The sequence below is a fragment of the Pseudomonas sp. 1176_21 genome (genome assembly GCF_052850635.1).
Map to the genome: position 1 here is coordinate 49,171 of NZ_VXCV01000005.1, position 23,917 is coordinate 73,087.

Consider the following 23,917-nt stretch of genomic DNA (forward strand, 5'->3'; position numbering starts at 1 on the left):
CCTCTAATTAGAAAAAAATACGCCAATCGGGAGCTTCACCATGTCCATCCGCCGTTATGCCCTGGCCGCACTGGCCAGTGCCGTGTTTGCCGGTTCCGCCATCGCCAAGGACTACGAGCTGTTGAACGTGTCCTATGACCCCACCCGCGAGCTGTATCAGCAGTACAACGCCGAATTCATCAAGCACTGGCAGCAGGCGCACCCGGACGACAAGGTCAAGATCCAGCGGTCCCACGGTGGCTCGGGCAAGCAGGGCCGTGCGGTGATCGACGGCCTGCGCGCCGACGTGGTGACCCTGGCCCTGGCCGGCGACATCGACGAAATCGCCAAGCTCGGCAAGACCCTGCCGGAGAACTGGCAGACCCGCCTGCCCGACGCCAGCACCCCGTACACCTCGACCATCGTGTTCCTGGTGCGCAAGGGCAACCCCAAGGGCATCAAGGACTGGGGCGACCTGATCAAGAAGGACGTGTCGGTGATCACGCCCAACCCGAAAACCTCCGGTGGCGCGCGCTGGAACTTCCTCGCCGCCTGGGCCTACGGCCTGAAGGCCGGCGGCAGCGAAGCCAAGGCCCAGGAATACGTGCAGGAGCTGTTCAAGCACGTGCCGGTACTGGACACCGGCGCCCGCGGCTCGACCATCACCTTCGTCAACAACGGTCAGGGCGACGTGCTGCTGGCCTGGGAAAACGAAGCCTTCCTGGCCCTCAAGGAAGACGGTGGCGCCGACAAGTTCGACATCGTCGTGCCGTCGCTGTCGATCCTGGCCGAGCCGCCGGTGGCGGTGGTGGACAAGAACGCCGAGAAAAAGGGCAATACCGCGATCGCCACCGAATACCTCAAGTACCTGTACAGCCCGGCTGGCCAGAAGATCGCCGCCGAGAACTTCTACCGCCCGCGTGACGAGAAGGTCGCTGCCGAATACGCCAAGCAGTTCCCTAAACTCGAACTGGTGACTATCGACAAAGACTTCGGTGGCTGGAAAACTGCGCAGCCCAAGTTCTTCAACGATGGTGGTGTGTTCGACCAGATCTACACGGCGCAGTGATGCGTGGCCGTTAGGATAATCGCCATTCAGTAGCCAGCATGGGCCCGGGATTCGTCTCGGGCTTCGTGCGTTAAACCAGGGACTTCTATGTCGCGTCGTATCTCCCCCGTCATACCCGGCTTCGGGCTGACGCTGGGCTACACCTTGGTGTACCTCAGCCTGATAGTGCTCATACCGCTGGCGGCCATGTTCATCCATGCCGCCCAGCTCACCTGGGACCAGTTCTGGACCATCGTCACCGCACCCCGGGTGCTGGCCGCGCTCAAGCTCAGCTTCAGCACCGCGTTCTATGCGGCGCTGATCAACGGCGTGATCGGCACGCTGCTGGCCTGGGTGCTGGTGCGCTACACCTTCCCAGGGCGCAAGGTCATCGATGCGATGATCGACCTGCCGTTCGCCCTGCCCACCGCTGTGGCCGGCATCGCCCTGACCGCGCTGTATGCGCCGTCCGGTCTGGTGGGCCAGTTCGCCACCGACCTGGGCTTCAAGATCGCCTACACGCCGCTGGGCATCACCCTGGCGCTGACCTTCGTGACCCTGCCGTTCGTGGTGCGCACGGTGCAGCCGGTGCTGGCCGACATCCCGCGCGAGGTCGAAGAGGCCGCCGCGTGCCTGGGGGCCAAGCCGCTGCAGGTGTTCCGCTACGTGCTGGCGCCGGCGCTGCTGCCGGCCTGGCTGACCGGCTTCGCGCTGGCCTTCGCACGGGGTGTGGGCGAGTACGGTTCGGTGATCTTCATCGCCGGCAACATGCCGATGAAGACCGAGATCCTGCCGTTGCTGATCATGGTCAAGCTCGACCAGTACGACTACACCGGCGCCACCGCCATCGGCGTGATGATGCTGGTGGTTTCCTTCATCCTGCTGCTGCTGATCAACCTGTTGCAGCGGCGCATCGAAACCCCGTGAAGGAGGCCTGACCCATGTCTGCATCATCTGTTGGTGTGGCCGCTTCGGCCAACGCTGCCCGCCGTGGCAGCGCGATTTCACGGCGCGTGCTGATCGGCCTCGGCTGGCTGATCTTCGCGCTGTTTCTGCTGCTGCCGCTGTTCATCGTGGTGTCCCAGGGCCTGAAGATGGGCCTGGGCACCTTCTTCGAGGCGATCTTCGAGCCCGACGCGCTGTCGGCGCTCAAGCTCACCCTGATCGCGGTGGCCATCTCGGTGCCGCTGAACCTGGTGTTCGGGGTCAGCGCGGCGTGGTGCGTGAGCAAGTACAGCTTCCCCGGCAAGAGCATCCTGGTGACCCTGATCGACCTGCCGTTCTCGGTGTCGCCGGTGATCGCCGGTCTTGTCTACGTGCTGATGTTCGGTGCCCAGGGCTTCTTCGGCCCGTGGCTGCAGGACCATGACATCCAGATCGTGTTCGCCCTGCCCGGCATCGTGCTGGCGACCATCTTCGTCACCGTGCCGTTCGTGGCGCGCGAGCTGATCCCGCTGATGCAGGAGCAGGGCACCCAGGAAGAGGAGGCCGCACGCCTGCTCGGGGCCAACGGCTGGCAGATGTTCTGGCACGTCACCGTACCCAACATCAAATGGGGCCTGATCTATGGCGTGGTGCTGTGCACGGCGCGCGCGATGGGCGAGTTCGGTGCGGTGTCGGTGGTGTCCGGGCATATTCGCGGGGTGACCAACACCTTGCCGCTGCATGTCGAGATCCTCTACAACGAATACAACCATGTCGCGGCCTTCAGCGTGGCCAGCCTGCTGCTGATCCTGGCGCTCTTCATCCTGCTGCTCAAGCAGTGGAGCGAGTCCCGCATTAACCGCCTGCGCCACAGCGCCGCGGAGGAATAATTCATGTCGATCGAAGTTCGTAACGTCAGCAAGCGCTTCAACGCTTTCCAGGCCCTGGACAGCATCAACCTGGATATCCACAGCGGCGAGCTGGTGGCGCTGCTGGGCCCGTCCGGCTGCGGCAAGACCACCCTGCTGCGCATCATCGCCGGGCTCGAGACGCCGGACCAGGGCAGCATCGTGTTCCATGGCGAGGACGTGTCGGGGCACGACGTGCGTGATCGTAACGTCGGCTTCGTGTTCCAGCACTACGCGCTGTTTCGCCACATGAGCGTGTTCGACAACGTCGCCTTCGGCCTGCGCATGAAGCCCAAGGGCGAGCGCCCGAACGAGACGCGCATTGCCGAGAAGGTCCACGAGCTGCTGAACATGGTGCAGTTGGACTGGCTCAGCGACCGCTACCCCGAGCAACTGTCCGGTGGCCAGCGCCAGCGTATCGCCCTGGCGCGGGCGCTGGCGGTAGAGCCCAAGGTGCTGCTGCTGGACGAGCCGTTCGGTGCGCTGGACGCCAAGGTGCGCAAGGAGCTGCGTCGCTGGCTGGCGCGGTTGCACGAAGACATCAACCTGACCTCGGTGTTCGTGACCCACGACCAGGAAGAAGCCATGGAAGTGGCCGACCGTATCGTGGTGATGAACAAGGGCGTGATCGAGCAGATCGGCTCGCCGGGCGAGGTATACGAGAACCCGGCCAGCGACTTCGTCTACCACTTTCTGGGCGACTCCAACCGCCTGCACCTGAGCGAGGACCACCACGTGCTGTTCCGTCCGCACGAAGTGTCGCTGTCGCGACAGGAGGTGGAAGGCCACCACGCAGCTGAAGTGCGTGACATCCGCCCGTTGGGCGCGACCACGCGGGTGACGCTGAAGGTGGAAGGGCAGAGCGAGCTGATCGAGGCCGAGGTGGTCAAGGACCACGACAGCCTGACCGGGTTGGCCCGTGGCGAGACGTTGTTCTTCAAGCCGAAGGTGTGGCAGAAGGTCGGCAATATCTGAGGCCTTACGGGCCTCATCGCGGGTCAAGCCCGCTCCCACAGGTACTCCACTGCCCCTTGGATCAGTGATATCCCTGTGGGAGCGGGCTTGACCCGCGATGGGCCGCGAAGCGGCCCGCCTCACCACACCCCGATCTTCACCAAGCTGTCCGCCTGCGGCTCCCCGTAGCGGAACCGCTCCCCCCGCCGCTCGATCTCCGCATGGCTGATCGTGGTGCGGCGCTTGAGCCCGCGCAGCCACTGCAACAGGTACCCCTGATGCACCTCGCGCACGCCGGCATGCGCCGGATCATCGCCCAGGTCGTGCCGCTCCTGCGGGTCTTCATGCAGGTCGAACAGCTGCGCCCTGAAGCCGTCATACGCGATGTACTTGAAGCGCTCGCTGCGCACCATGGTCATGCGGCAACGGTCGATCGGCTGCCCCAGCCGCTCCCGCGCCGGGGTCTGGAACGCATAGTCGTACTCGGCAATCGCGTATTCGCGCCATCCCTGCGCCGTGCCGTGCAGCAACGGTACCAGTGACCGCCCCTCCAGCCGATGCTCGGCCCCCGGCAATCCCAGTGCGTCCAGAAACGTCGGCAGCGCATCGATGGTCTCCACCAGCCGCGCATCCACCGTGCCACGGGTGGCATCTGCCGCCCCACGCGGGTCGCGCACGATCAACGGCACACCCACCGCCTGCTCCAGCAGAAACTCCTTCTCCCCCAGCCCGTGGTCGCCCAGAAAATCACCGTGGTCGCTGGTGAACACGATCAGCGTGTCGTCCCAGCGCCCGGTGCGTCGAAGCACTTCGAACAGCCGTCCGAGCTGGTCGTCCACCTGCCTGATAAGCCCCATGTAGGTGGGGATCACCTTCAGGCGCACCTCTTCGCGGGAGAAGTTCACGCTCTCCTGATGCTGGCGGAACGCGCCATACACCGGGTGATCGCTGCGCCCGCCCGGCACCGCTGGCAGCACCTGCGCCGCGCCATACAGCGCGTGGTACGGCGCCGGTGCGATGTACGGCCAGTGCGGCTTGATGTACGACAGGTGCAGGCACCACGGCTGCTCGCCCTGTTCGGTGATGAAGTCGATGGCGCGGTCGGTGGTGTACACCGTCTCCGAATGCTGCTCGGGCAGGCGCGTGGGGCGGTCGGCGTGGCGCATGTGCCAGCCGCTGAGCACCTCGCCATCTTCGCCCTGCGCTGCATTGGCCCAGTCGTGCCAGGGGTTGTCGCCGCCATAGCCGTGTTCGCGCAGGTAACGGGTGTATGGGGCGCTCTCGCGCTTGTCGGCGAACTGCGGGTCGTCGGGGTAGATACCGTCATGGCGCACATAGGCTTCGAAACCCACTTCATCGAGCTGCCTGGCCATGTCGGCGTCGATGCCCAGCTGCTGCTGCGCCTGAAGGTTCGGCGTGGCGTGGGTCTTGCCCACCAGCGCGGTGCGGATGCCGGCCGGGCGCAGGTAGTCGCCCAGGGTCAGCTCCTCCAGCGGCAGCGGCACGCTGTTCCAGGCCACCTGGTGGCTGCTCACATAGCGCCCGGTGTATGCCGACATGCGCGACGGCCCGCAGATGGTGCCTTGGGTGTAGGCGCGGCTGAAGCGCACCCCGGCAGCGGCCAGGCGGTCGATGTTGGGCGTGTGCAGGTGCGGGTGGCCGTAGCACGACAGATAATCGCGACGCAGCTGGTCGCACATGATGTACAGCACGTTGCGCACGGGGGCAGGTTGGGTCATGGCGCTCACCGGTTGAAAGTCTGGTGGGTGATTTCGCCCTGCACGCCACGCGACCACAAGCGCATTTGCCGAATACCTTCGATGCGCCCGGCGCAACACCTCAGATGGCCAGGCGCTCCAGGTTGCACAGGTCCTGGTCGGCCTGATCGGTGGCGACGATCTGCGCGATCATTGCCTCGGCCAGCGGCGACAGGCGCTGGCGCGCACGGCTGACGATGCCGTAGCGGGTGTACAGCTCCTCGCAGTCGTCGTGCAGACCGTCGATGTTCAGGCGCACCAGTTGCTGGGCGGCGCTGTGCAGCGCATCGCTGTTGGCGCTGCAGATGCCGATCGCGTCGGAGTTCAGCACCACCCCCAGCAGGCTGTAGCCGTTCTCGCACTCGACGCTGGCGGTGAAGTCCGGGCGCCCGCTCAGGTCGCTGATCACCTTGCGCAGGTTGGGCGGGCGCAGGGTCACCGCCAGGGGGTAGGCCAGCAGTTGCTCGGCGCTGACGTTCGGCAGTTGCGCCAGCGGGTGCGCGGCGCGGCAGCAGAAGTGCCAGCGGCGCGGGCGCAGGCGCACGGTGTGGTAGGCCGGGTCGGCCTCGAAGCGGCGGGTGTCGGCCACGAAGAACTCGAACTCCTCGGCCAGCAGGCGCTTGTCCAGGTTCTGCCAGTCATCCACCTGAAAGCGCACCCGTGCCCTGGGGTAGCGCCCGATGAACGTGCCGATGGCACGCGGCACCAGCCCGGCGGCCGGCGCCGGGCCGCAGCCAAAGCGCAGCTCGCCGGCCTCCAGGCCGTTGAACTGGCTGATCTCGTTGCTCAACTGATGCGCGCCGCTGACCAGCCGGCGTGCATGTTCGAGCACCACCAGGCCCTGCTTGGTCGGCGCCAGCTCCTTGCTCGACCGGTCCACCAGCAGGCACCCGGCGCTGTGTTCCAGGGCCTGGATGCTGCGGCTGAAGGCCGATTGCGAAAGGCTCACCGCGTTCGCCGCCGCCACGAAGCTGCGGTGCTCGGCAAGCGCGATCAGGTGGCGAAGCTGGCGTAGGTCGATATGCATTTTTCACATGAAAAGTATCGGGCAAATGCATTTGCTCTGCCTCGGCTGCACTCCTTATAAAGGCAATCTCTTATGCAGTAAACATATGTGAAATCATAAATAAATAACTTTAAGGAATATAAATTCCTTCCCCAGGAGCCGCCCATGCGCCCGTCTTCCCCCGCCGCACCCTTGTCTTCCCGACGGCTCAAGCGCCTGCCGCTGGCCTTGCTGCTGGCCGGCAGCGCGCATGGGCTGCCGGCCCAGGCGGCCACCGACGCGACGCCCGAGGTCAAGCCCGACAGCCAGCTCAAGGCCGTCACCGTGACTGCGCGCCGACGTGAAGAGAGCGCCCAGGACGTGCCCACGCCGATGAGCGTGCTCGACGGCCAGGCCCTGGAAAGCCAGCGCGTGTACCGCATCCAGGACCTTCAGCAGTTGGTGCCCAGCGTCAACGTGGCCTACATGCATGCGCGCCAGTCCAGCGTGTCGATCCGCGGCCTGGGCAACAACCCGGCCAGCGACGGCCTGGAAGGCAGCGTGGGGCTGTACCTGGACAACGTCTACCTCGGCCGCCCCGGCATGGCGGTGTTCGACCTCATGGACATCGAGCAGCTCGAAGTGCTGCGCGGCCCCCAAGGCACCCTGTTCGGCAAGAACACCACTGCGGGGGTCATCAACATCAGCACCCGTGCGCCCAGCTTCACCCCCGAGCGCAGCATCGAGGCCTCGGTGGGCGAGGACGGCTACTTCCAGACCAAGGGCACGCTTTCCGGCCCGCTCACCGAGACCCTGGCCGGTCGCTTCTCGGCCTACCGCACGCGCAGCGACGGCGACATCAGCAACGAGCACGACGGCCACACCCTCAACGGTGGCGCGCGCCAGGGCTTTCGCGGGCAACTGCTGTACAAGCCCAGCGAGCAGTTCAACCTGCGCTGGATCGGCGACTACAACGAGGAGGACTCCAGCGCCGGCACCCGCGTGCTGTACAGCACCGGGCCGACCATCAACGGCGTCAACCGCTATGAAAGCCGTGCGGCGGCGGCCGGCGCCACGCTGGTCGACGGCCGCCACCGCAAGGTCAACCTGGACGACGACCAGAAGGTCACGGTGTTCCAGGGCGGCACCTCGCTGGAGGCCAACTGGACCCTGGACAACGACTTCACCCTGACCTCCATCAGCAGCTACCGCTGGTGGGACTTCACCCCGCGCAACGACGACGGCCTGGATGTGCCGGCGACCTACAACGCCGGGGTGTCGGTGCAAGACAAGCAGTACTCCCAGGAATTTCGCCTGGCCTCGCCCACGGGCGGCTTCTTCGACTACGTACTGGGCGCGTACTACTTCGGCTCCAACCTGGACAACAAGTCCTTCGCCTTCTACGGCCCCCAGGCCGACGTGTGGAACGGCACGCCGACCGGTGCGCTGGCCAACGTCAGCTCGGTGGGCAAGGGGCACATCAAGACCGACAGCTTCGCCCTGTTCGGCCAGGGCACATGGCACCTCACCCCGCGCCTGGACTTCACCGCCGGGATACGCGGCACCTACGAAGAGAAAAGCGCCTGGGTCAACCGCAGCGCCCCGGTGGGCGGCGCTGCGGTCAGCGGGGCGGCGGCAGCGGTACGCCAGGGACGGGCCGGTGCGTATGACTCGGGCGACCTCAACCAGTACAGCACCAGCCCCTCGGGCCTGCTCAACCTCAGTTACCGCTTCACCGACGACCTGCTGGGCTACGCCACGCTGTCCCACGGCGAGAAGTCCGGCGGGGTCAATCTGGCGGTGGGCACCGCACCGGTGGCTGGCGCCGACTCGTTGCTGATCGGCACCGAGCGCGCCAACAACGCCGAACTGGGCTTCAAGAGCACCCTGTGGGACCGCCGCCTGCAACTGAACGCCAACCTGTTCTGGACCCAGGTCAACGGCTACCAGACCAACGCCTACGACGACGCCAACCGCGTGCAGTACCTGACCAACGCAGGCTCGGTGCGCTCACGCGGGGTCGAGTTCGACAGCACCCTGGTGCCGCTGCGCGGCCTTACGCTGAACCTCAACGGCTCGTTCAACGACGTGCGCTACCTCGCCTACAAGGACGCCCCGTGCGCGCCGGAGGTGGCTCTGCAACCGGGTGCCCCGGCCGCCTGCGACCTCAGCGGGCATCAGGTGGTCGGCGCCTCCAAATGGATCGCCAACGCCAACGGGCAGTACCAGTGGGACCTGGACAACGGCCTGCAGCCCTATGTCACCGCCAGCTATGCGTTCCGTTCCAGGGCGGTGGGCACGGTCGAGGACTCGGACTTCGCGCAGATCCCCAGCTACGCCGTGGTCAACCTCAGTACCGGCCTGCGCGGCGATGCCGAGGGCGGGCAGTGGGACGTGTCGCTATGGCTGAAGAACGCCTTCGACAAGACCTACTACACCACCCTGTGGAGCGCCGCCAACGGCGGCTACGAAGGGCTGCTCGGCACCCCGCGGACCCTGGGCGTGACCGGTCGCTATGACTTCTGAGGGGTTTTTCGATGCCTTTGGCGAATATTTTCGATGCCGCAAAGGCATTGCCAGATCAGCAATGCCCTCCAGCCCTTGATTGGCGCGGGCTAGAGCGGTTCAGCGGTTTTGTATATGCGATCAGGTTCTATCCATAACTTCAAAGATTACTTTAAGAGATAAGCAGCACGCGTCGATCATCCACCTCAGCGAAGGCCGGCCAGACCGGGCGGCCTTCGATGCACATGCACCGAACCTCCCAGGAGTTGATCAATGGGTAATGTCCAGACCGCCGCCAGTGCTCTCGATGTGCTTTGGCGCCAGGCGCCGGGCGGCGAGCTGGTCGACCTCGGTCGGCCGCACCGGTTGCCGCTGGCGCAACAGCGCTTGCAGCGCACCCCGCGTAGTGCCTTGAAGGGCCGCGAGAAGGTGCTGCTCGGGGTTTTCGCGCTGGTGCTGCATGGTGCCGTGGCCTACTGGGTCAGCCAGGCACCGGCCCCGGTGTTGCCGGTGGTTCCACCGGAAATCCCGCCGATGACCATCGAGTTTTCCCAGCCGGCGCCACCGGTTGTCGAGCCGCCGCCCCCGGCGCCGGCCGAGCCTGTGGTGGAGCCGCCACCGCCGGTGGTCGACGAGTTGGCCGTCAAGCCGCCACCGCCCAAGCCGGTACCCAAGCCCAAGCCAAAGCCGGTGCCCAAGCCCGAGCCCAAGCCTGCGCCCAAACCGGTCGAGCCGCCGCCGGCACCGCCACAACCTGCCGCCCCGCCTGCGCCACCTGCCCCGGCGCCGGTGACCCCGGCTTCGGCCAGCGCGGCGTACCTGAAGAACCCGGCGCCGGAATACCCGTCGCTGGCCCAGCGTCGCGGCTGGGAAGGCACCGTACTGCTGCGGGTGCATGTGTTGCCCAGCGGCAAGCCTGGCGAGATCCAGTTGCAGAAGAGCAGTGGTCGCCAGCAGCTCGACGACGCCGCGCTGGCGGCGGTAAAGCGCTGGAGCTTCGTGCCGGCCAAGCAGGGCGACGTGGCCCAGGCGGGCTGGGTCAGCGTGCCGATCGATTTCAAGATTCGCTAAAAATTTCGCGCTAACAGAGAGAAACCATCATGAGTGTATTGGCATCCCCCCTTGAATCCATCGAAAGCGCGGTGATCTGGCTGCTGGTGGTGTTTTCCGTCGCGACCTGGGGCCTGGCCCTGGTCAAGGGCTTGCAGTTCGCCCGCCTTAAGAACCAGGACAAGCGCTTCCACAAGCAGTTCTGGGCAGCCTCAAGCCTTGATTCGGCCGCCGAACTCACCCAGACCCAGCCCGGCGCCGCCGCCCGCGTGGCCCAGGCCGGCTACGCCGCCATCGCGGTGGGCGAGCCCGGCCAGGCCAATGACCTGAGCCAGGCGATCAATCACCAGGACCGCCTCGAACGTGCCCTGCGCCAGCAGATCGTGCGTGAGCGCCGCTCGCTGGAAACCGGCCTGGCGGTGGTGGCCAGTATCGGCAGCACGTCGCCGTTCATCGGCCTGTTCGGTACCGTGTGGGGCATCATGGAAGCGCTCAAGGGCATCAGTGCGGCGGGCTCGGCGAGCCTGGAAACCGTTGCCGGGCCGATTGGTGCGGCGCTGGTGGCCACGGGTGTGGGGATCGCGGTCGCGGTGCCTGCGGTGCTGGTTTACAACTACTTCCTGCGTCGCCTGAAACTCACGGCGGCCGACCTCGACGACTTTGCCCACGACTTCTACAGCCTGGCGCAGAAGAGTGCCTTCCGCGTGCTGGTGCACCCTGCGCTTCACAAAGCTGCAACAGTGAGCGGCCAACCTGTGAAAGAGGCGTCCTGACATGGCCTTTTCTACCCAGGACAGTGACGAGGTACTCAGCGAGATCAACGTGACGCCGCTGGTGGACGTGATGCTGGTGCTGCTGGTGGTGTTCATCGTGACCGCGCCGTTGTTGACCAACGCGATCCCGATCAGCCTGCCCAAGACCGAGGCCGTGGCCCCGGTGGAGCAGAAGGACCCGCTGGTGGTGAGCATCGATGGGGGCGGCAAGTTGTTCATCAACAAGGACGAGATCCAGCCGGACTTGCTGGAGACCAGCTTGCAGGCGGCCAAGGCCAAGGACCCGGAGGTACGCGTGCAACTGCAGGCGGACGACGGTGTGAATTATGGGGAAGTGGCGCGCGCCATGGCCTCGATCGAGCGGGCGGGTATCACCAAGCTTTCGGTGATCACCGCGCGTTGAACACGATGCAACGGTAAGGGCAACGCATTCGGGGGCCGTATCCTGGCAGGGGACGGCCCCTTTTTTTATGCCCGTTCCGAGGGCGCCGATACCAGCGCCCACAGGGTTGCACACAGCCTTCGGAAAGCAGTTTTGGTTATTAATAAATAGCTTCTTATTCCTTTACGAATATAACCCCCGCCCTATACTTGCCCTCATGCAATGCAAACCCAGCAGGAGGCATCTCATGCGCAATGAGTCGATTCGTTACCTGATTGTGCCGGGCTGGCAAGGATCGCCAGACGATCACTGGCAAACCCACTGGCAGAACAGCCTGCCCAACAGTGCCCGCGTCGAACAGGCCGACTGGATCACCCCGCGTCGTGAAGACTGGGTTGCCGCGCTCGAACATGCCATCGCCGCCGACACCTCGCCGGTGATCCTGATCGCCCACAGCCTGGGCTGCATCACCGTCGCGCATTGGGCCGCCCACGCCAGCGAAACCCTGCTGCAGCAGGTACGTGGCGCACTGCTGGTGGCCCCGGCCGACGTCGAACGCCCGGCCTGTGCACCGGCCCTGCGCAACTTCGCGCCGATTCCGCAGAACCTGCTGCCGTTTCCCAGCCAGGTGGTCACCTCCGACAACGATCCGGCGGTCAGCGCGCCACGGGCGATGCAACTGGCCCGCGCCTGGGGCGCAGAAGCCGGTGTGCTCGGCGGCGCCGGGCATATCAACGTCAAGTCTGGACACCGGCGCTGGGAGCAGGGCTTTGCCTACCTCTATCGCCTGCAGAGCCGCCTGGAACAGCACGCACTGCGTCGCGCCTGACCCCGGGCGCTACCCTCTTTTTCATCAAGACGTCCGCGCCGTGAGTCGCTCGGGCGGGAGTTTGCCATGAGCCTTCACGACACCTACGGCCAGCCACTGCTGACCTTCCCCGAGAGCGACAAGAGCCCGTTGAGCATCCGCGCCAAGGCGCTGGTGTTCGTCGACCCGCGCTCGCGCCAGCTGCGCGAAGAGCTGGAGCTGCTGGCGCCGCTGGCCTTGCCCGTGCTGATCCGCGGCGAAAGCGGCACCGGCAAGGAGCTGCTGGCCCGGCAGATCCACCGCGCCAGCGACCGCGGCGGGCTGTTCGTCTCGGTCAACTGCGGCGCCATCAGCCCCACCTACGCCGACGCCGAACTGTTCGGCTACAGCGCCGGCGCCCACAGTGGTACCGCCAGCAGCCGCGCCGGCTGGTTCGGCTCGGCCAACGGCGGCACGCTGTACCTGGATGAAATCGCCGACCTGCCGCTGCCGATCCAGGTCAAGCTGCTGGCTGCCCTGGAAAACCGCGAAGTCACCCGCGTTGGCGCCCAGCAACCCAACCCGGTGGACGTGCGCCTGGTGGCCGCCTCCAGCATCGACCTGGCCCAGGCCGTGGCCGCCGGCAAGTTCCACGACCGTCTCTACCACTACCTGCACGAAGGCCGCCTCGAGCTGCCCGCGTTGCGCGAGCGGGTGGGCGATATCCTGCCGCTGGCCGAGTACTTCGTGGGCATCTACAGCCCGCGCCTGAACCTGGCCGTGCCGCCGCTGCTCAGCGAGGCCGCGCAGCGGGTGCTGGAACTGCACAGCTGGCCGGGCAACACCCGCGAACTGGAAAACGTCATTCACTTCGCCCTGCTGGTCAGCAGCGGGGAGGAAATACTGCCCGAGCATCTGAACCTGCCGGAAACCTTGACGCCGCTGGCCGCGTTGGAGCGGCAGATCGAGGTGTTGCTGCGCGCAGGTGCAAGTGAGCGCAGTGGCCTGAAGGCCTTGCTGGAGAAGGTGGCGCTGCGGTTGGGTGTGTAGGCGTAACGCACAGGCGGTTGTCTGCGGAGCAACCGTTGCAGATGCGAATGAGGTGGATTACCTTCTTGCTTCGCAAGCCTTGGATCGCTTGAAGCATTGAAAGGATATTCATGAAAAACCTACCTTGCGCGGTACGTGTCTTCCTTGCCCAGGCCAGCCGCTGATGCGCCTGTCGATGCTGTGCATGAGCACGCTGCTCGCTTCCTTTTCGGCAAGCGCCGAGCTGGAGATTCTACCGCTCAGTGGCAATACCCATATCCAGAAGGTCATTGAGAAAAGGGCGGTCTCGCCCACGGCCGAGCCAGAGAAGAACTCGACCTTTCCTGGTTTCGAGCAATTCAGTTCGATGATCACACTCGCCCAGGCGAGCGACAGAAGGCTGGCTCAAGCCGTCCGATTCAAATCGCAATCCCGAGCAGCGATCGAGAAGTTGCAATGTCGGCTGTCCAAAGCACTGCCCTCCGGGGTCGAGATGAAGGAGGGCGGCTTGAACGGCGTCATGTCGCTTTATTCGTGCGGCGATGATTATGTGGTGACCTACGAGACCCACTATGAGCGCGAGCTGACACAGCGCGTGGTGGTTTACGACGATGATTACGCCAAGCCTCAGGACCCCGGCAAGCCCCTGGTGAAAACGTCGGAAAAAGTAATGGGTGGGGTCAGGAGGACAGGATTGCGCTGGATGAATTCCACGCATGAGATCAGGTATGACATCTACGCCAATGTGCAGGGTGATGGTGCACTCGAGAAGGAACTGGCCACTGTCATCACCGAGGTTGCCATCGAGACCGCTAATCGATAGACCGCGAGCATTGTCTGTTGCGGCGCCGGATGCACCTGGCAGGCCAGCCGGTGCTCTCTTCTTTATCAGTCAAAAAGATATAAGAGTCTGCATAAAAGATATTGTTAAGGAATAAAAAATCTCGGTATTGTCGCCTCCACGCCAGCTAGCACAATACTGGCACCCTCTCTTTCGCCGTCGACGATGGCTGTGATTCGAATAAGGACTGCGCATGAAAAAGGCTTTGTTGTTGACTGCATTGGCAGCCGCTCTGTCGGTTGCAGGTTTCGCCCACGCCGGCCAGAAGCTGGTGGTTGCCGCCACCCCGGTGCCCCACGCCGAGATCCTCGAGCTGATCAAGCCAACCCTGGCCAAGGAAGGCGTGGACCTGGAAATCAAGGTGTTCACCGACTACGTGCAGCCCAACGTGCAGGTCGATCAGAAGCGTCTGGACGCCAACTACTTCCAGACCCTGCCCTACCTCAAGAGCTTCAACGAAGGTAAAGGTACCCACCTGGAAACCGTGATCGGCGTACACGTCGAACCGTTCGGTGGCTACTCGAAGAAGGTCAAGAGCCTGGCCGAGCTCAAGGACGGCGCCACCATCGCCATCCCCAACGAAGGCTCCAACAGTGGCCGTGCGCTGATCCTGCTGCAGAAGGCCGGGCTGATCGAACTCAAAGATCCGAAAAACGCCCTGGCCACGCCCAAGGACATCGCCAAGAACCCGCACAACTTCAAGTTCAAGGAGCTTGAGTCGGCCCTGCTGCCACGCGTGCTGGACCAGGTCGACCTGGACATGATCAACACCAACTATGCGCTGGAAGCCGGCCTGAACCCGGCCAAGGATGCCCTGGTGATCGAGGGTTCCGACTCGCCTTACGTGAACTTCCTGGTGGCGCGCCCCGACAACAAGGACAGCGACGCCATCCAGAAGCTGGCCAAGGCCCTGACCAGCCCTGAAGTGAAAGCCTTCATCGAGCAGAAATACAAAGGCGCGGTACTGCCGGCGTTCTGATTCGCCCGCTGTAGACCGCACGATGCAAAACGCCGACTCCGGTTACCGGGTCGGCGTTTTTTTTGAATGGGGTTTCAGCGTGGTGTGTTGACCGCGCGGCGCAGGGCCGTCAGCCATTTGATCAGTTCGCTGGGGTCGAGGGTCGGCTGGTCGCTGTTCATGGTGTTGTTTTCCTTGTGGGTTGAACGGCCCACGGGGCCGCGCACGACAGCTGTTTGATGGCGCGCGCGCGGGAAAGATCCCGCCTGCCACGAGGAAATTTGCGGTTAGTTTTTTGCGTGATATCAATATGCAATAACGATATTTAAATAAATATTTTTATAGCTTTAGAGTATTACCAAAGTGCTTACCGGCACGCCCAACCTAGCCGCCACCGCCCGTCTACCCTCGGGCCGGTTCGAGACCACCCCCATGCAGCGCACCCTGTTTCGGGCGCCGAGGCCACGCCGATGAGCTTCGACGTCGCATTCATCCTCAGCACATTGCCCGCGTTTCTCAAGGCCGTCGGGGTCACCCTGCAGGTCGGCCTGATCGCCATCGCCACCTCGCTGGTGGTGGCCGTGATCAACACCGCGATCCTGGTCTACCGCACGCCCTACCTGCAGCGTGCCGTGGGCCTGTACGTGGAGCTGGCACGCAACACGCCGCTGCTGATCCAGCTGTTTTTCGTGTACTTCGCGCTGCCCAGCCTGGGCCTGAAGATTTCCGGCTTCGCCGCCGCGATCATCACCATGACGTTTCTCGGCGGGGCCTACCTGACCGAGGTGCTGCGCGCCGGTGTCGAGGCGGTGCCTGCCGCACAGCTGGAGTCCGGCCGCTCCATCGGGTTGTCCGAAGGCCAGCTGCTGCGCCACGTGATCCTGCCCCAGGCCGGCATCCTCAGCCTGCCGGCGCTGTTCGCCAACTTCATCTTCCTGCTCAAGGAAACCACCGTGGTGTCGGCGGTGGCGGTGCCCGAGATTCTCTACACCACCAAGAGCTACATCGCCCTGTACTACAAGACCTACGAAATGCTCGCGGTGCTGACGCTGATCTGCGTGCTGCTGTTCTTGCCTTTGTCGCTGCTGCTGAGCCGCCTGGAAAGGAGGTTGCAACATGGCCAGTTCGGGTCTTGAACTGCTGCTGGTGTCGCTGCCGCAACTGGCCCAGGGCGCCGCGCAAACCCTGTCGATCTCGGCCCTGGGCATCGCCTTCAGCACCCTGGGCGGGGTGCTCTACGGCGTGCTCGCCACCCTCGGCAAGCGCAGCGTGAACCTGGTGCTGCGGGTGTACCTGGAGCTGTTTCGGGCGATACCGGTACTGGTGTGGCTGTACCTGCTGTTCTTCGGCCTGCCGATCTTCTTTGCCGTGAGCATTCCCAGCTTCTGGTGCGCGGTGCTGGTGCTGTCGCTGTGGGGTGCCAGCGAGGTGGGCGAGGTGGTGCGCGGTGCACTGCATTCGCTGCCGCGCGGGCAACGCGAGGCGGGGCTGTCGATCGGCCTGGATGGCTGGCGGCTGTATGGCTACGTGCTGCTGCCCCAGGCACTCAAGCGCATGACCCCGCCGACCATCAACATCTACACGCGCATCATCAAGACCAGTTCGCTGGCAGTGCTGATCGGCGTGGTGGACGTGATCAAGGTGGGCCAGCAGATCATCGAGCGCACCTATGAGTCGGTGCTGATCTACGGCGCGCTGTTCCTGTTCTTCTTTTTCATCTGCTACCCGCTGTCGGCCGCCTCGCGGGCGCTGGAGCGGCGCTGGACACACGCATGAGCGCATTGATCGAGTTCAAGGGTTTCAACAAGTTCTTCGGTGAGCACCAGGTGCTCAAGGGCATCGACCTGCAGGTGCGCAGCGGCGAAGTGGTGGTGATCCTGGGCCCCAGCGGCTGCGGCAAGAGCACCCTGCTGCGCTGCCTCAATGGCCTGGAAGTGGCCCACGGCGGCAGCCTGACACTGGCCGGTAAAGAGCTGCTGAGCAAGGCCACCGACTGGCGCCAGGTGCGCCAGCAGGTGGGCATGGTGTTCCAGAGCTACCACCTGTTCGGCCACATGAGCGTGATGGAAAACCTGCTGCTCGGGCCGCTCAAGGTGCAGAAACGCGAACGCCTCGAGGCCCAGGCCCAGGCCGAAGCACTGCTGGCGCGGGTGGGCCTGCTGGACAAGCGCGACGCCTATCCGCGCCAGCTTTCCGGTGGCCAGCAGCAGCGTATCGCCATTGTGCGTTCGCTGTGCATGAACCCGCAGGTGATGCTGTTCGACGAGGTGACCGCCGCCCTCGACCCGGAGATGGTCAAGGAAGTGCTGCAGGTGATCCAGGGCCTGGCCCGCGACGGCATGACCCTGTTGATCGTGACCCATGAAATGGCCTTCGCTCGCGCGGTGGCCGACCGCATCGTGTTCATGGAGGCCGGCAGGATCCTTGAACAGAGCGCCCCTGAGAGCTTCTTTACGAACCCGCAGACCGCACGCGCGCAGCAGTTCCTGGAGAAATTCTCCTTTGTCGAAAGCCTGCCCAAGACACCACACAAGGAACTGTCATGAAGACTGCCCACGCTTCAAAACTGCTGCTGTCGCTGTTCACCCTGGCCGTACTGGCCGGGTGCAACAAATCCGAAGCGCCGAGCAGGCCTGCCGCCAATGCCGCAGCGCCGGCCACCAGCTACCTGGAAACCATCAAGGCCCGCGACAAACTGATCGTCGGCGTGTTCACCGACAAGCCGCCATTCGGCTATGTGGATGAAAGCGGGCGCTATGTGGGCTTTGACACCGACATCGGTCGCGAGCTAGCCAAGTCGCTGCTGGGCGACGAGAACAAGGTCGAGTTCGTGGCCGTGGAGCCGGCCAGCCGCATTCCCTTCCTGCAGAGCGACAAGGTCGATCTGATTCTGGCCAACATGACCGTGACCCCGGAGCGCAAGGAAGCGGTGGAGTTCACCAACCCCAACCTGCGCGTGGCGGTACAGGCGCTGGTGCCCGAGGGCAGCGAGGTGAAGAAGCTCGACGACCTGGCGGCCAAGACCACCATCGTCACCACCGGCACCACGGCGGACATCTGGCTGACCAAGAACCACCCGGACTGGAAACTGCTCAAGTTCGAGAAGAACTCCGAGTCGTTGCAGGCGTTGGCCAATGGCCGTGGCGATGCGTATGCGCAGGACAACCTGATCCTGTTCAGCTGGTCCAAGCAGAACCCGGGCTACCGTGTGCTGGACGAGAAGCTGGGCGAGGAAGCGCCGATTGCGCCGGCGGTGAAGAAGGGCAACATCGAGCTGCGTGACTGGGTCAACAGCGAGCTGGCGCGCCTGGGCGAGCAGAAGTACCTGCTCAAGCTGTATGACCAGTACGTGCGCAAGGAGCTTAGCGACGACACCAAGCCGGAGAGCGTGATCGTCGAGGGCGGCAAATGGCAGGGCTGAGGCCCTGACACCGCGTCGCTCTTATCGCGGGTCAAGCCCGCTCCCACAAGGACCGTCGCTGTCTGTGTGGGAGCGGGCTTGACCCGCGATGGGCCGCCCCGCGGCCCCGCCTTCTCTCCGGCCACCGCCCTTGCCCCACCCCCCGCGTCTGCCCCAACGCCTTCTCCAGCACGATGCAGTTGCTCTGCGCATCCTGCTCCAGCGCCGCGATCAAACGCGATGCAGGCGACAGCCCCCACCCCTCGCAACGTCGCCGCTGTGCTCAATTGCCCCCAGGGCAAGCGGCACGCGGAACCCTGATCTACGCTAACAGTCGCATCTAGCAACTGCCCAGAACCCACGCAAGGAGCCCGCATGACGGTGTCGCCCCCCAACCTGATCGTCTGCCTGGGGCTTGCGCTGCTGCTTGGCTGCGGCGAGAAGAAAGCCGCCGCACCCGACCTGCCCAGGGTGGCGGTGCAACAGGTCAAGGCCGGCGACTTTGCAGCCTCCGTGACCCTCACCGGCGATGTTCAGGCACGGGTGCAGGCCGACCTGTCGTTTCGCGTGGGCGGCAAGATCATCGAGCGCAACGTCGACGTGGGCGATCACGTCAGCGCCAATCAGGTGCTGGCGCGCCTGGACCCCAAGGACCTGCAAACCAATGTCGACTCGGCCAAGGCCGAGGTCTTCGCTGAACAGGCTCGCGTGACCCAGACTTCCGCCGCCTTCGTGCGCCAGCAGAAGCTGCTGCCCAAGGGCTACACCAGCCAGAGCGAATACGACGCGGCCCAGGCCGCCCTGCGCAGCAGCCAGAGCGCGCTCAAGGCCGCCCAGGCGCAACTGGCCAACGCCCGCGAACAACTGAGCTACACCGCGCTGATCGCCGAGGCGCCCGGGGTGATCACCGCGCGCCAGGCCGAGGTGGGGCAGGTGGTGCAGGCCACCGTGCCGATCTTCACCCTGGCCCGCGACGGCGAGCGCGACGCGGTGTTCAACGTCTACGAATCGCTGCTGATGGCGCCACCCACCCAGCAGGCGATCATCGTCAGCCTGCTCGACGACCCCAAGGTGCAAGCCAAGGGGCACGTGCGTGAAATCACCCCGACGGTCTCGGCGCAAAGCGGCACGGTGCAGGTCAAGGTGGGCCTGAGCGAGGTGCCGCCGGCCATGCAGCTGGGCTCGGTGGTGAGTGCCACCGCCAGGGCCGAGGGCACCCCGAGCATCGAGCTGCCGTGGTCGGCGCTGACCAAGGATGTGCATGACCCGGCGGTGTGGCTGGTGGGCCAGGACAACAAGGTCAACCTGCGCAAGGTCAAGGTGCTGCGCTACCTCACCGGCAAGGTGGTGGTGGGCGACGGCCTCAAGGGCGGCGAAACCGTGGTGATCGCGGGTGGGCAGCTGCTGCACCCGGACATGCAGGTGGAAGTGGCAGACCCAGCCGACATCGGGGTGACGCAATGAGAACCCTGTGGCTGATGTTCGCTTGTGTGTTGCTGGCCGCCTGCGCCGATGACGAGCCGCCGCCCGAGCCGGTGCGCCCGGTGCTGTCCCAGGTGGTGCAGGCGCAGGACCAGGCGCGCCTGGGGCGCTTTGCCGGCTCCATCCAGGCGCGCTACGAAAGCACCCTGGGCTTTCGCGTGGGCGGGCGCATCGCCCGGCGCTGGGTGGATGTGGGCGCCACGGTGAAGGCCGGCGACACCCTGGCCACCCTCGACCCCACCGACCAGCAGAACCAGTTGCGTGCCGCCGAAGGCGACCTGGCCAAGGTGCAGGCGCAGTGGATCAACGCCCAGGCCAACGCCCGTCGTCAGCAGCAGCTGTTCGACCGGGGCGTGGGTGCCCAGGCCCAGCTGGACATCGCCCAGACCGACCTGAAGACTACCGGCGCCTCGCTCGAACAGGCCAAGGCGGCGGTCAACCAGGCCCGCGACCAGCTCGGCTACAGCACCTTGCAGGCCGACCACCCCGCCGTGGTCACTGCCTGGCAGGCCGAGGCCGGGCAGGTGGTCACCGCCGGCCAGGGCGTGGTCACGCTGGCGCGCCCGGACGTCAAGGAGGCGGTGATCGACCTGCCCGCAGGCCTGGCCGACGAACTGTCGGGCGAGGTGAAGTTCCTGGTGGCCGCGCAGCTCGACCCCAGCGTGAACACCAGTGCCGTGCTGCGCGAGATCGAGCCCCAGGCCGACGCGGCCACGCGTACCCGGCGCGCGCGCCTGACCCTGGCCGACACCCCCGAGGCCTTTCGCCTGGGCACGGCCATCAGCGTCACCCTGAGCTCGGCGATCCAACCGCGCAGCGAGCTGCCGTTGAGCGCCCTGCAGGAGGTCGACGGGCACACCCGGGTATGGGTCGTCGACCCGCAGCAGCATACGGTTTCATTGCGTGACGTGAAGGTCAGCGAGCGGCTGGACAACAGCGTGGTGCTCAGTGCCGGCCTGCAGCCGGGCGAGCGTGTGGTCACGGCGGGGGTCAACAGCCTCAAGCCTGGCCAGAAGGTAAAAATCGATGAGGAAGGCCCGCGATGAAAGGAAGCTTCAACCTGTCGGAATGGGCACTCAAGCACCAATCCTTCGTCTGGTACCTGATGTTCGTCGCGTTGCTGATGGGGGTGTTTTCCTATTTCAACCTGGGCCGTGAGGAGGACCCCTCGTTCACCATCAAGACCATGGTCATCCAGACCCGCTGGCCCGGCGCCACCCAGGACGAGACCCTGCTGCAGGTCACCGACCGCATCGAGAAGAAACTCGAGGAACTGGACTCGCTCGACTACGTGAAAAGCTACACCCGGCCCGGCGAGTCGACGGTGTTCGTCAACCTGCTCGATACCACCAAGGCTGGCGACATCCCGCAGATCTGGTACCAGGTGCGCAAGAAGATCCAGGACATCCGCGGCGAGTTCCCCCAGGGCATCCAGGGCCCCGGCTTCAACGACGAGTTCGGCGATGTGTTCGGCTCGGTATATGCGTTTACCGCCGATGGCATCTCGATGCGCCAGCTGCGCGATTACGTCGAGCAGGTACGTGCAGAAATCCGCGAGGTGCCGGGGCTGGGCAAGGTCGAGATGATCGGCCAGCAGGACGAGGTGCTGTACCTGAACTTTTCCACCCGCAAGCTGGCGGCCCTGGGTATCGACCAGCGCCAGGTGGTGCAGGCGTTGCAGGCGCAGAATGCGGTGACCCCGGCCGGGGTGATGGAGGCCGGCCCCGAGCGCATCTCGGTGCGCACCACTGGCCAGTTCGCCTCGGAGAAAGACCTGGAGCAGGTCAACCTGCGCCTGGACGACCGCTTCTATCGCCTGGCCGATATCGCCGAGATCAGCCGCGGCTACGCCGACCCGCCCACGCCGATGTTCCGCTACGACGGCAAGCCTGCCATCGGCCTGGCCATCGGCATGAAGAAGGGCGGCAACATCCAGGCCTTCGGCAAGCAGCTGCACGAGCGCATGGAGGCCGCCACTGCCGACCTGCCGGTGGGCGTGGGCGTGCACACCGTGTCGGACCAGGCGGTGGTGGTCGAGGAGGCCGTGGGCGGCTTTACCAGTGCGCTGTTCGAGGCGGTGGTGATCGTGCTGGTGGTCAGCTTCATCAGCCTCGGGGTGCGTGCCGGGCTGGTGGTGGCCTGCTCGATCCCGCTGGTGCTGGCCATGGTGTTCGTGTTCATGGAGTACAGCGGCATCACCATGCAGCGGATCTCCCTCGGCGCGCTGATCATCGCGCTGGGCCTGCTGGTGGATGATGCGATGATCACCGTGGAGGTGATGGTCACGCGGCTGGAGAAGGGCGAGAGCAAGGAGCAGGCGGCCACGTTCGCCTACACCTCCACTGCGTTCCCGATGCTCACCGGCACCCTGGTGACGGTGGCGGGTTTCGTGCCCATCGGCCTGAACGCCAGCTCTGCGGGCGAGTACACCTTCACCCTGTTTGCGGTGATCGCCGTGGCGCTGCTGGTGTCGTGGGTGGTGGCGGTGCTGTTCGCGCCGGTGCTGGGGGTGCACCTGCTCAGCGCCAAGGTCAAGGCCCACGACGCCGAGCCCGGGCGCATCGGTCGCGGTTTCAACCATGGCCTGCTGTGGTGCATGCGCCACCGCTGGATCACCATCATCGGCACCGTGGTGCTGTTCGCCCTGGCGGTGTTCAGCATGCGCTTCGTGCAGAACCAGTTCTTCCCGTCCTCGGACCGTCCGGAGATCCTGGTGGACCTCAACCTGCCGCAGAACGCCTCCATCGACGAGACGCGCAAGGCGGTGGACAAGCTGGAGGCGACCCTCAAGGACGACCCGGACATCTTGCGCTGGAGTACCTACATCGGTCAGGGCGCGATCCGTTTCTACCTGCCGTTGGACCAGCAGCTGGAGAACCCGTACTACGCCCAGCTGGTGATCGTGAGCAAGGGTCTGGAGTCGCGCGAGGCGCTGACGGCGCGTCTGAAGGAGCGCCTGCGCAAGGACTTTGTCGGCATCGGCAGCTACGTGCAGTCGCTGGAGATGGGCCCGCCGGTGGGGCGGCCGATCCAGTACCGGGTCAGCGGCAAGGACATCGACCAGGTGCGCAAGCATGCGATCGAACTGGCGGCGCTGCTCGATGGCAACTCCCATGTGGGCGAGATCATTTACGACTGGAACGAGCCGGGCAAGGTGCTGCGCATCGACATTGCCCAGGACAAGGCGCGCCAGCTTGGGCTGTCGTCCGAGGACGTGGCCAACCTGATGAACGGCATCGTCAGCGGCTCGCCGGTGACCCAGGTGAACGATGACATCTACCTGATCGACGTGATCGGGCGCGCGGTGGACAGCGAGCGTGACTCGCCGCAGACCCTGCAGAACCTGCAGATCGTCACGCCCAGCGGCACCTCGATTCCTTTGTTGGCGTTTGCCACGGTGCGTTACGAGCTGGAGCAGCCGCTGGTGTGGCGGCGTGACCGCAAGCCGACCATCACGGTCAAGGCGGCGGTGCGTGACGAGATCCAGCCGACTGACCTGGTGGCGCAGCTCAAGCCGCAGATCGACGAGTTTGCGCGTAAGTTGCCGGCCGGTTATCAGGTGGCGACGGGGGGCACGGTGGAGGAGAGCGGCAAGGCCCAGGGGCCGATTGCCAAGGTGGTGCCGTTGATGCTGTTTCTGATGGCGACGTTCCTGATGATTCAGCTGCACAGTGTGCAGAAGCTGTTCCTGGTGGCGAGCGTGGCGCCGCTGGGCTTGATTGGCGTGGTGCTGGCGCTGATCCCCACGGGTACGCCGATGGGGTTCGTGGCGATATTGGGCATTCTGGCGCTGGCGGGGATCATCATCCGCAACTCGGTGATCCTGGTGACGCAGATCGATGCGTACGAGGCTGATGGGTATGCGCCGTGGGATGCGGTGGTGGAGGCCACGGACCATCGTCGCCGGCCGATTCTGCTGACGGCGGCGGCGGCGAGCCTGGGCATGATTCCGATTGCGCGGGAAGTGTTCTGGGGGCCGATGGCCTACGCGATGATTGGCGGCATCATTGTCGCCACGTTGCTGACCTTGCTGTTTTTGCCGGCGCTGTATGTGGCCTGGTACAAGATCAAGGAGCCGCAGCGCGAGTGATGGCCATCGCGGGTCGAGCCCGTTTCTACAGGTCCGGAGTTGTCCCTGTGGGAGCGGGCTTGACC

21 protein-coding genes and 1 pseudogene are annotated in these 23,917 nt (G+C 65.0%); 19 read left to right on the plus strand and 3 right to left on the minus strand.

What is annotated here, in order from left to right; translation table 11 throughout:
• The first annotated feature begins 40 nt into the window (after window positions 1-40).
• The 4 genes from FW760_RS13505 (at window position 41) to FW760_RS13520 (ending at window position 3,834) form a co-directional block, all read left to right on the plus strand.
• Window positions 41-1,048, plus strand: a complete 1,008-nt coding sequence (locus tag FW760_RS13505) for a sulfate ABC transporter substrate-binding protein (RefSeq protein WP_446443821.1) — start codon at window positions 41-43, stop codon at window positions 1,046-1,048.
• Between the two features lie 87 nt (window positions 1,049-1,135).
• Window positions 1,136-1,954, plus strand: a complete 819-nt coding sequence (cysT, locus tag FW760_RS13510; RefSeq protein ID WP_043859898.1) for a sulfate ABC transporter permease subunit CysT — start codon at window positions 1,136-1,138, stop codon at window positions 1,952-1,954.
• A gap of 14 nt (window positions 1,955-1,968) precedes the next feature.
• Window positions 1,969-2,841, plus strand: a complete 873-nt coding sequence (gene cysW / locus FW760_RS13515) for a sulfate ABC transporter permease subunit CysW (RefSeq protein ID WP_043859899.1) — start codon at window positions 1,969-1,971, stop codon at window positions 2,839-2,841.
• A gap of 3 nt (window positions 2,842-2,844) precedes the next feature.
• Window positions 2,845-3,834 (plus strand): sulfate/molybdate ABC transporter ATP-binding protein, encoded by a 990-nt coding sequence (locus FW760_RS13520; protein ID WP_043859900.1) that lies wholly within the window; start codon window positions 2,845-2,847, stop codon window positions 3,832-3,834.
• A gap of 119 nt (window positions 3,835-3,953) precedes the next feature.
• On the opposite strand, the gene FW760_RS13525 is transcribed toward FW760_RS13520, so the two are convergent.
• Together FW760_RS13525 and FW760_RS13530 are read right to left on the minus strand one after the other, a co-directional pair.
• Window positions 3,954-5,552 (minus strand): alkaline phosphatase family protein, encoded by a 1,599-nt coding sequence (locus FW760_RS13525; protein WP_116052474.1) that lies wholly within the window; start codon window positions 5,550-5,552, stop codon window positions 3,954-3,956.
• Window positions 5,553-5,652: 100 nt separating this feature from the next.
• Window positions 5,653-6,597: a LysR family transcriptional regulator gene (locus tag FW760_RS13530; protein WP_088514085.1), complete on the minus strand. Its 945-nt coding sequence runs from the start codon at window positions 6,595-6,597 to the stop codon at window positions 5,653-5,655.
• Window positions 6,598-6,741: 144 nt separating this feature from the next.
• On the opposite strand from FW760_RS13530, the gene FW760_RS13535 reads away from it, so the two are divergent.
• From FW760_RS13535 to FW760_RS13590, 12 genes are all read left to right on the plus strand, one after another.
• On the plus strand, window positions 6,742-9,081 hold the full coding sequence (locus FW760_RS13535) for a TonB-dependent receptor (protein ID WP_116052475.1): 2,340 nt from the start codon (window positions 6,742-6,744) through the stop codon (window positions 9,079-9,081).
• A 252-nt stretch (window positions 9,082-9,333) separates the two neighbouring features.
• The gene (locus FW760_RS13540; RefSeq protein WP_116052476.1) at window positions 9,334-10,131 is read left to right on the plus strand and encodes an energy transducer TonB; all 798 of its coding nucleotides are present in this window, start codon (window positions 9,334-9,336) and stop codon (window positions 10,129-10,131) included.
• 29 nt (window positions 10,132-10,160) lie between these two features.
• Window positions 10,161-10,883, plus strand: coding sequence for a MotA/TolQ/ExbB proton channel family protein (locus FW760_RS13545; RefSeq protein WP_043859905.1), 723 nt, complete (start codon window positions 10,161-10,163; stop codon window positions 10,881-10,883).
• A gap of 1 nt (window position 10,884) precedes the next feature.
• The gene (locus FW760_RS13550; protein ID WP_043859906.1) at window positions 10,885-11,286 is read left to right on the plus strand and encodes an ExbD/TolR family protein; all 402 of its coding nucleotides are present in this window, start codon (window positions 10,885-10,887) and stop codon (window positions 11,284-11,286) included.
• Window positions 11,287-11,512: 226 nt separating this feature from the next.
• The gene (locus tag FW760_RS13555) at window positions 11,513-12,094 is read left to right on the plus strand and encodes an alpha/beta hydrolase (protein ID WP_043859907.1); all 582 of its coding nucleotides are present in this window, start codon (window positions 11,513-11,515) and stop codon (window positions 12,092-12,094) included.
• A 66-nt stretch (window positions 12,095-12,160) separates the two neighbouring features.
• Window positions 12,161-13,102, plus strand: a complete 942-nt coding sequence (locus FW760_RS13560) for a sigma 54-interacting transcriptional regulator (RefSeq protein ID WP_043859908.1) — start codon at window positions 12,161-12,163, stop codon at window positions 13,100-13,102.
• A 163-nt stretch (window positions 13,103-13,265) separates the two neighbouring features.
• Window positions 13,266-13,904 carry a hypothetical protein gene (locus FW760_RS13565; RefSeq protein WP_116052477.1) on the plus strand — a complete coding sequence of 213 codons (639 nt, stop codon included), beginning with the start codon at window positions 13,266-13,268 and terminating at the stop codon, window positions 13,902-13,904.
• A 211-nt stretch (window positions 13,905-14,115) separates the two neighbouring features.
• Complete coding sequence (locus tag FW760_RS13570) at window positions 14,116-14,901, plus strand: MetQ/NlpA family ABC transporter substrate-binding protein (RefSeq protein WP_043859910.1); 786 nt, start codon at window positions 14,116-14,118, stop codon at window positions 14,899-14,901.
• Between the two features lie 449 nt (window positions 14,902-15,350).
• Entirely contained in the window at window positions 15,351-16,016 is a 666-nt protein-coding gene (locus tag FW760_RS13575; RefSeq protein WP_043859911.1) for an amino acid ABC transporter permease, read from the plus strand.
• Entirely contained in the window at window positions 15,997-16,656 is a 660-nt protein-coding gene (locus FW760_RS13580) for an amino acid ABC transporter permease (RefSeq protein ID WP_446443822.1), read from the plus strand. Before FW760_RS13575 ends, FW760_RS13580 begins: the two co-directional genes overlap by 20 nt.
• Complete coding sequence (locus tag FW760_RS13585; protein WP_078481739.1) at window positions 16,653-17,426, plus strand: amino acid ABC transporter ATP-binding protein; 774 nt, start codon at window positions 16,653-16,655, stop codon at window positions 17,424-17,426. The genes FW760_RS13580 and FW760_RS13585 overlap by 4 nt, the downstream gene beginning before the upstream one ends.
• Window positions 17,423-18,301, plus strand: coding sequence for a transporter substrate-binding domain-containing protein (locus tag FW760_RS13590; protein ID WP_116052478.1), 879 nt, complete (start codon window positions 17,423-17,425; stop codon window positions 18,299-18,301). The genes FW760_RS13585 and FW760_RS13590 overlap by 4 nt, the downstream gene beginning before the upstream one ends.
• A gap of 115 nt (window positions 18,302-18,416) precedes the next feature.
• On the opposite strand, the pseudogene FW760_RS13595 reads toward FW760_RS13590, so the two are convergent.
• Window positions 18,417-18,554: pseudogene (locus FW760_RS13595) on the minus strand (AAA family ATPase); the annotation flags it as partial.
• A 101-nt stretch (window positions 18,555-18,655) separates the two neighbouring features.
• On the opposite strand from FW760_RS13595, the gene FW760_RS13600 reads away from it, so the two are divergent.
• Genes FW760_RS13600 through FW760_RS13610 form a run of 3 tightly spaced genes read left to right on the plus strand, consistent with a single transcriptional unit; the run spans window position 18,656 to window position 23,852 of the window.
• Window positions 18,656-19,744 carry an efflux RND transporter periplasmic adaptor subunit gene (locus tag FW760_RS13600; RefSeq protein ID WP_043861586.1) on the plus strand — a complete coding sequence of 363 codons (1,089 nt, stop codon included), beginning with the start codon at window positions 18,656-18,658 and terminating at the stop codon, window positions 19,742-19,744.
• Window positions 19,741-20,808 carry an efflux RND transporter periplasmic adaptor subunit gene (locus tag FW760_RS13605; protein WP_043861587.1) on the plus strand — a complete coding sequence of 356 codons (1,068 nt, stop codon included), beginning with the start codon at window positions 19,741-19,743 and terminating at the stop codon, window positions 20,806-20,808. Before FW760_RS13600 ends, FW760_RS13605 begins: the two co-directional genes overlap by 4 nt.
• Entirely contained in the window at window positions 20,805-23,852 is a 3,048-nt protein-coding gene (locus FW760_RS13610; protein ID WP_058541695.1) for an efflux RND transporter permease subunit, read from the plus strand. Before FW760_RS13605 ends, FW760_RS13610 begins: the two co-directional genes overlap by 4 nt.
• Window positions 23,853-23,917: the final 65 nt, after the last annotated feature.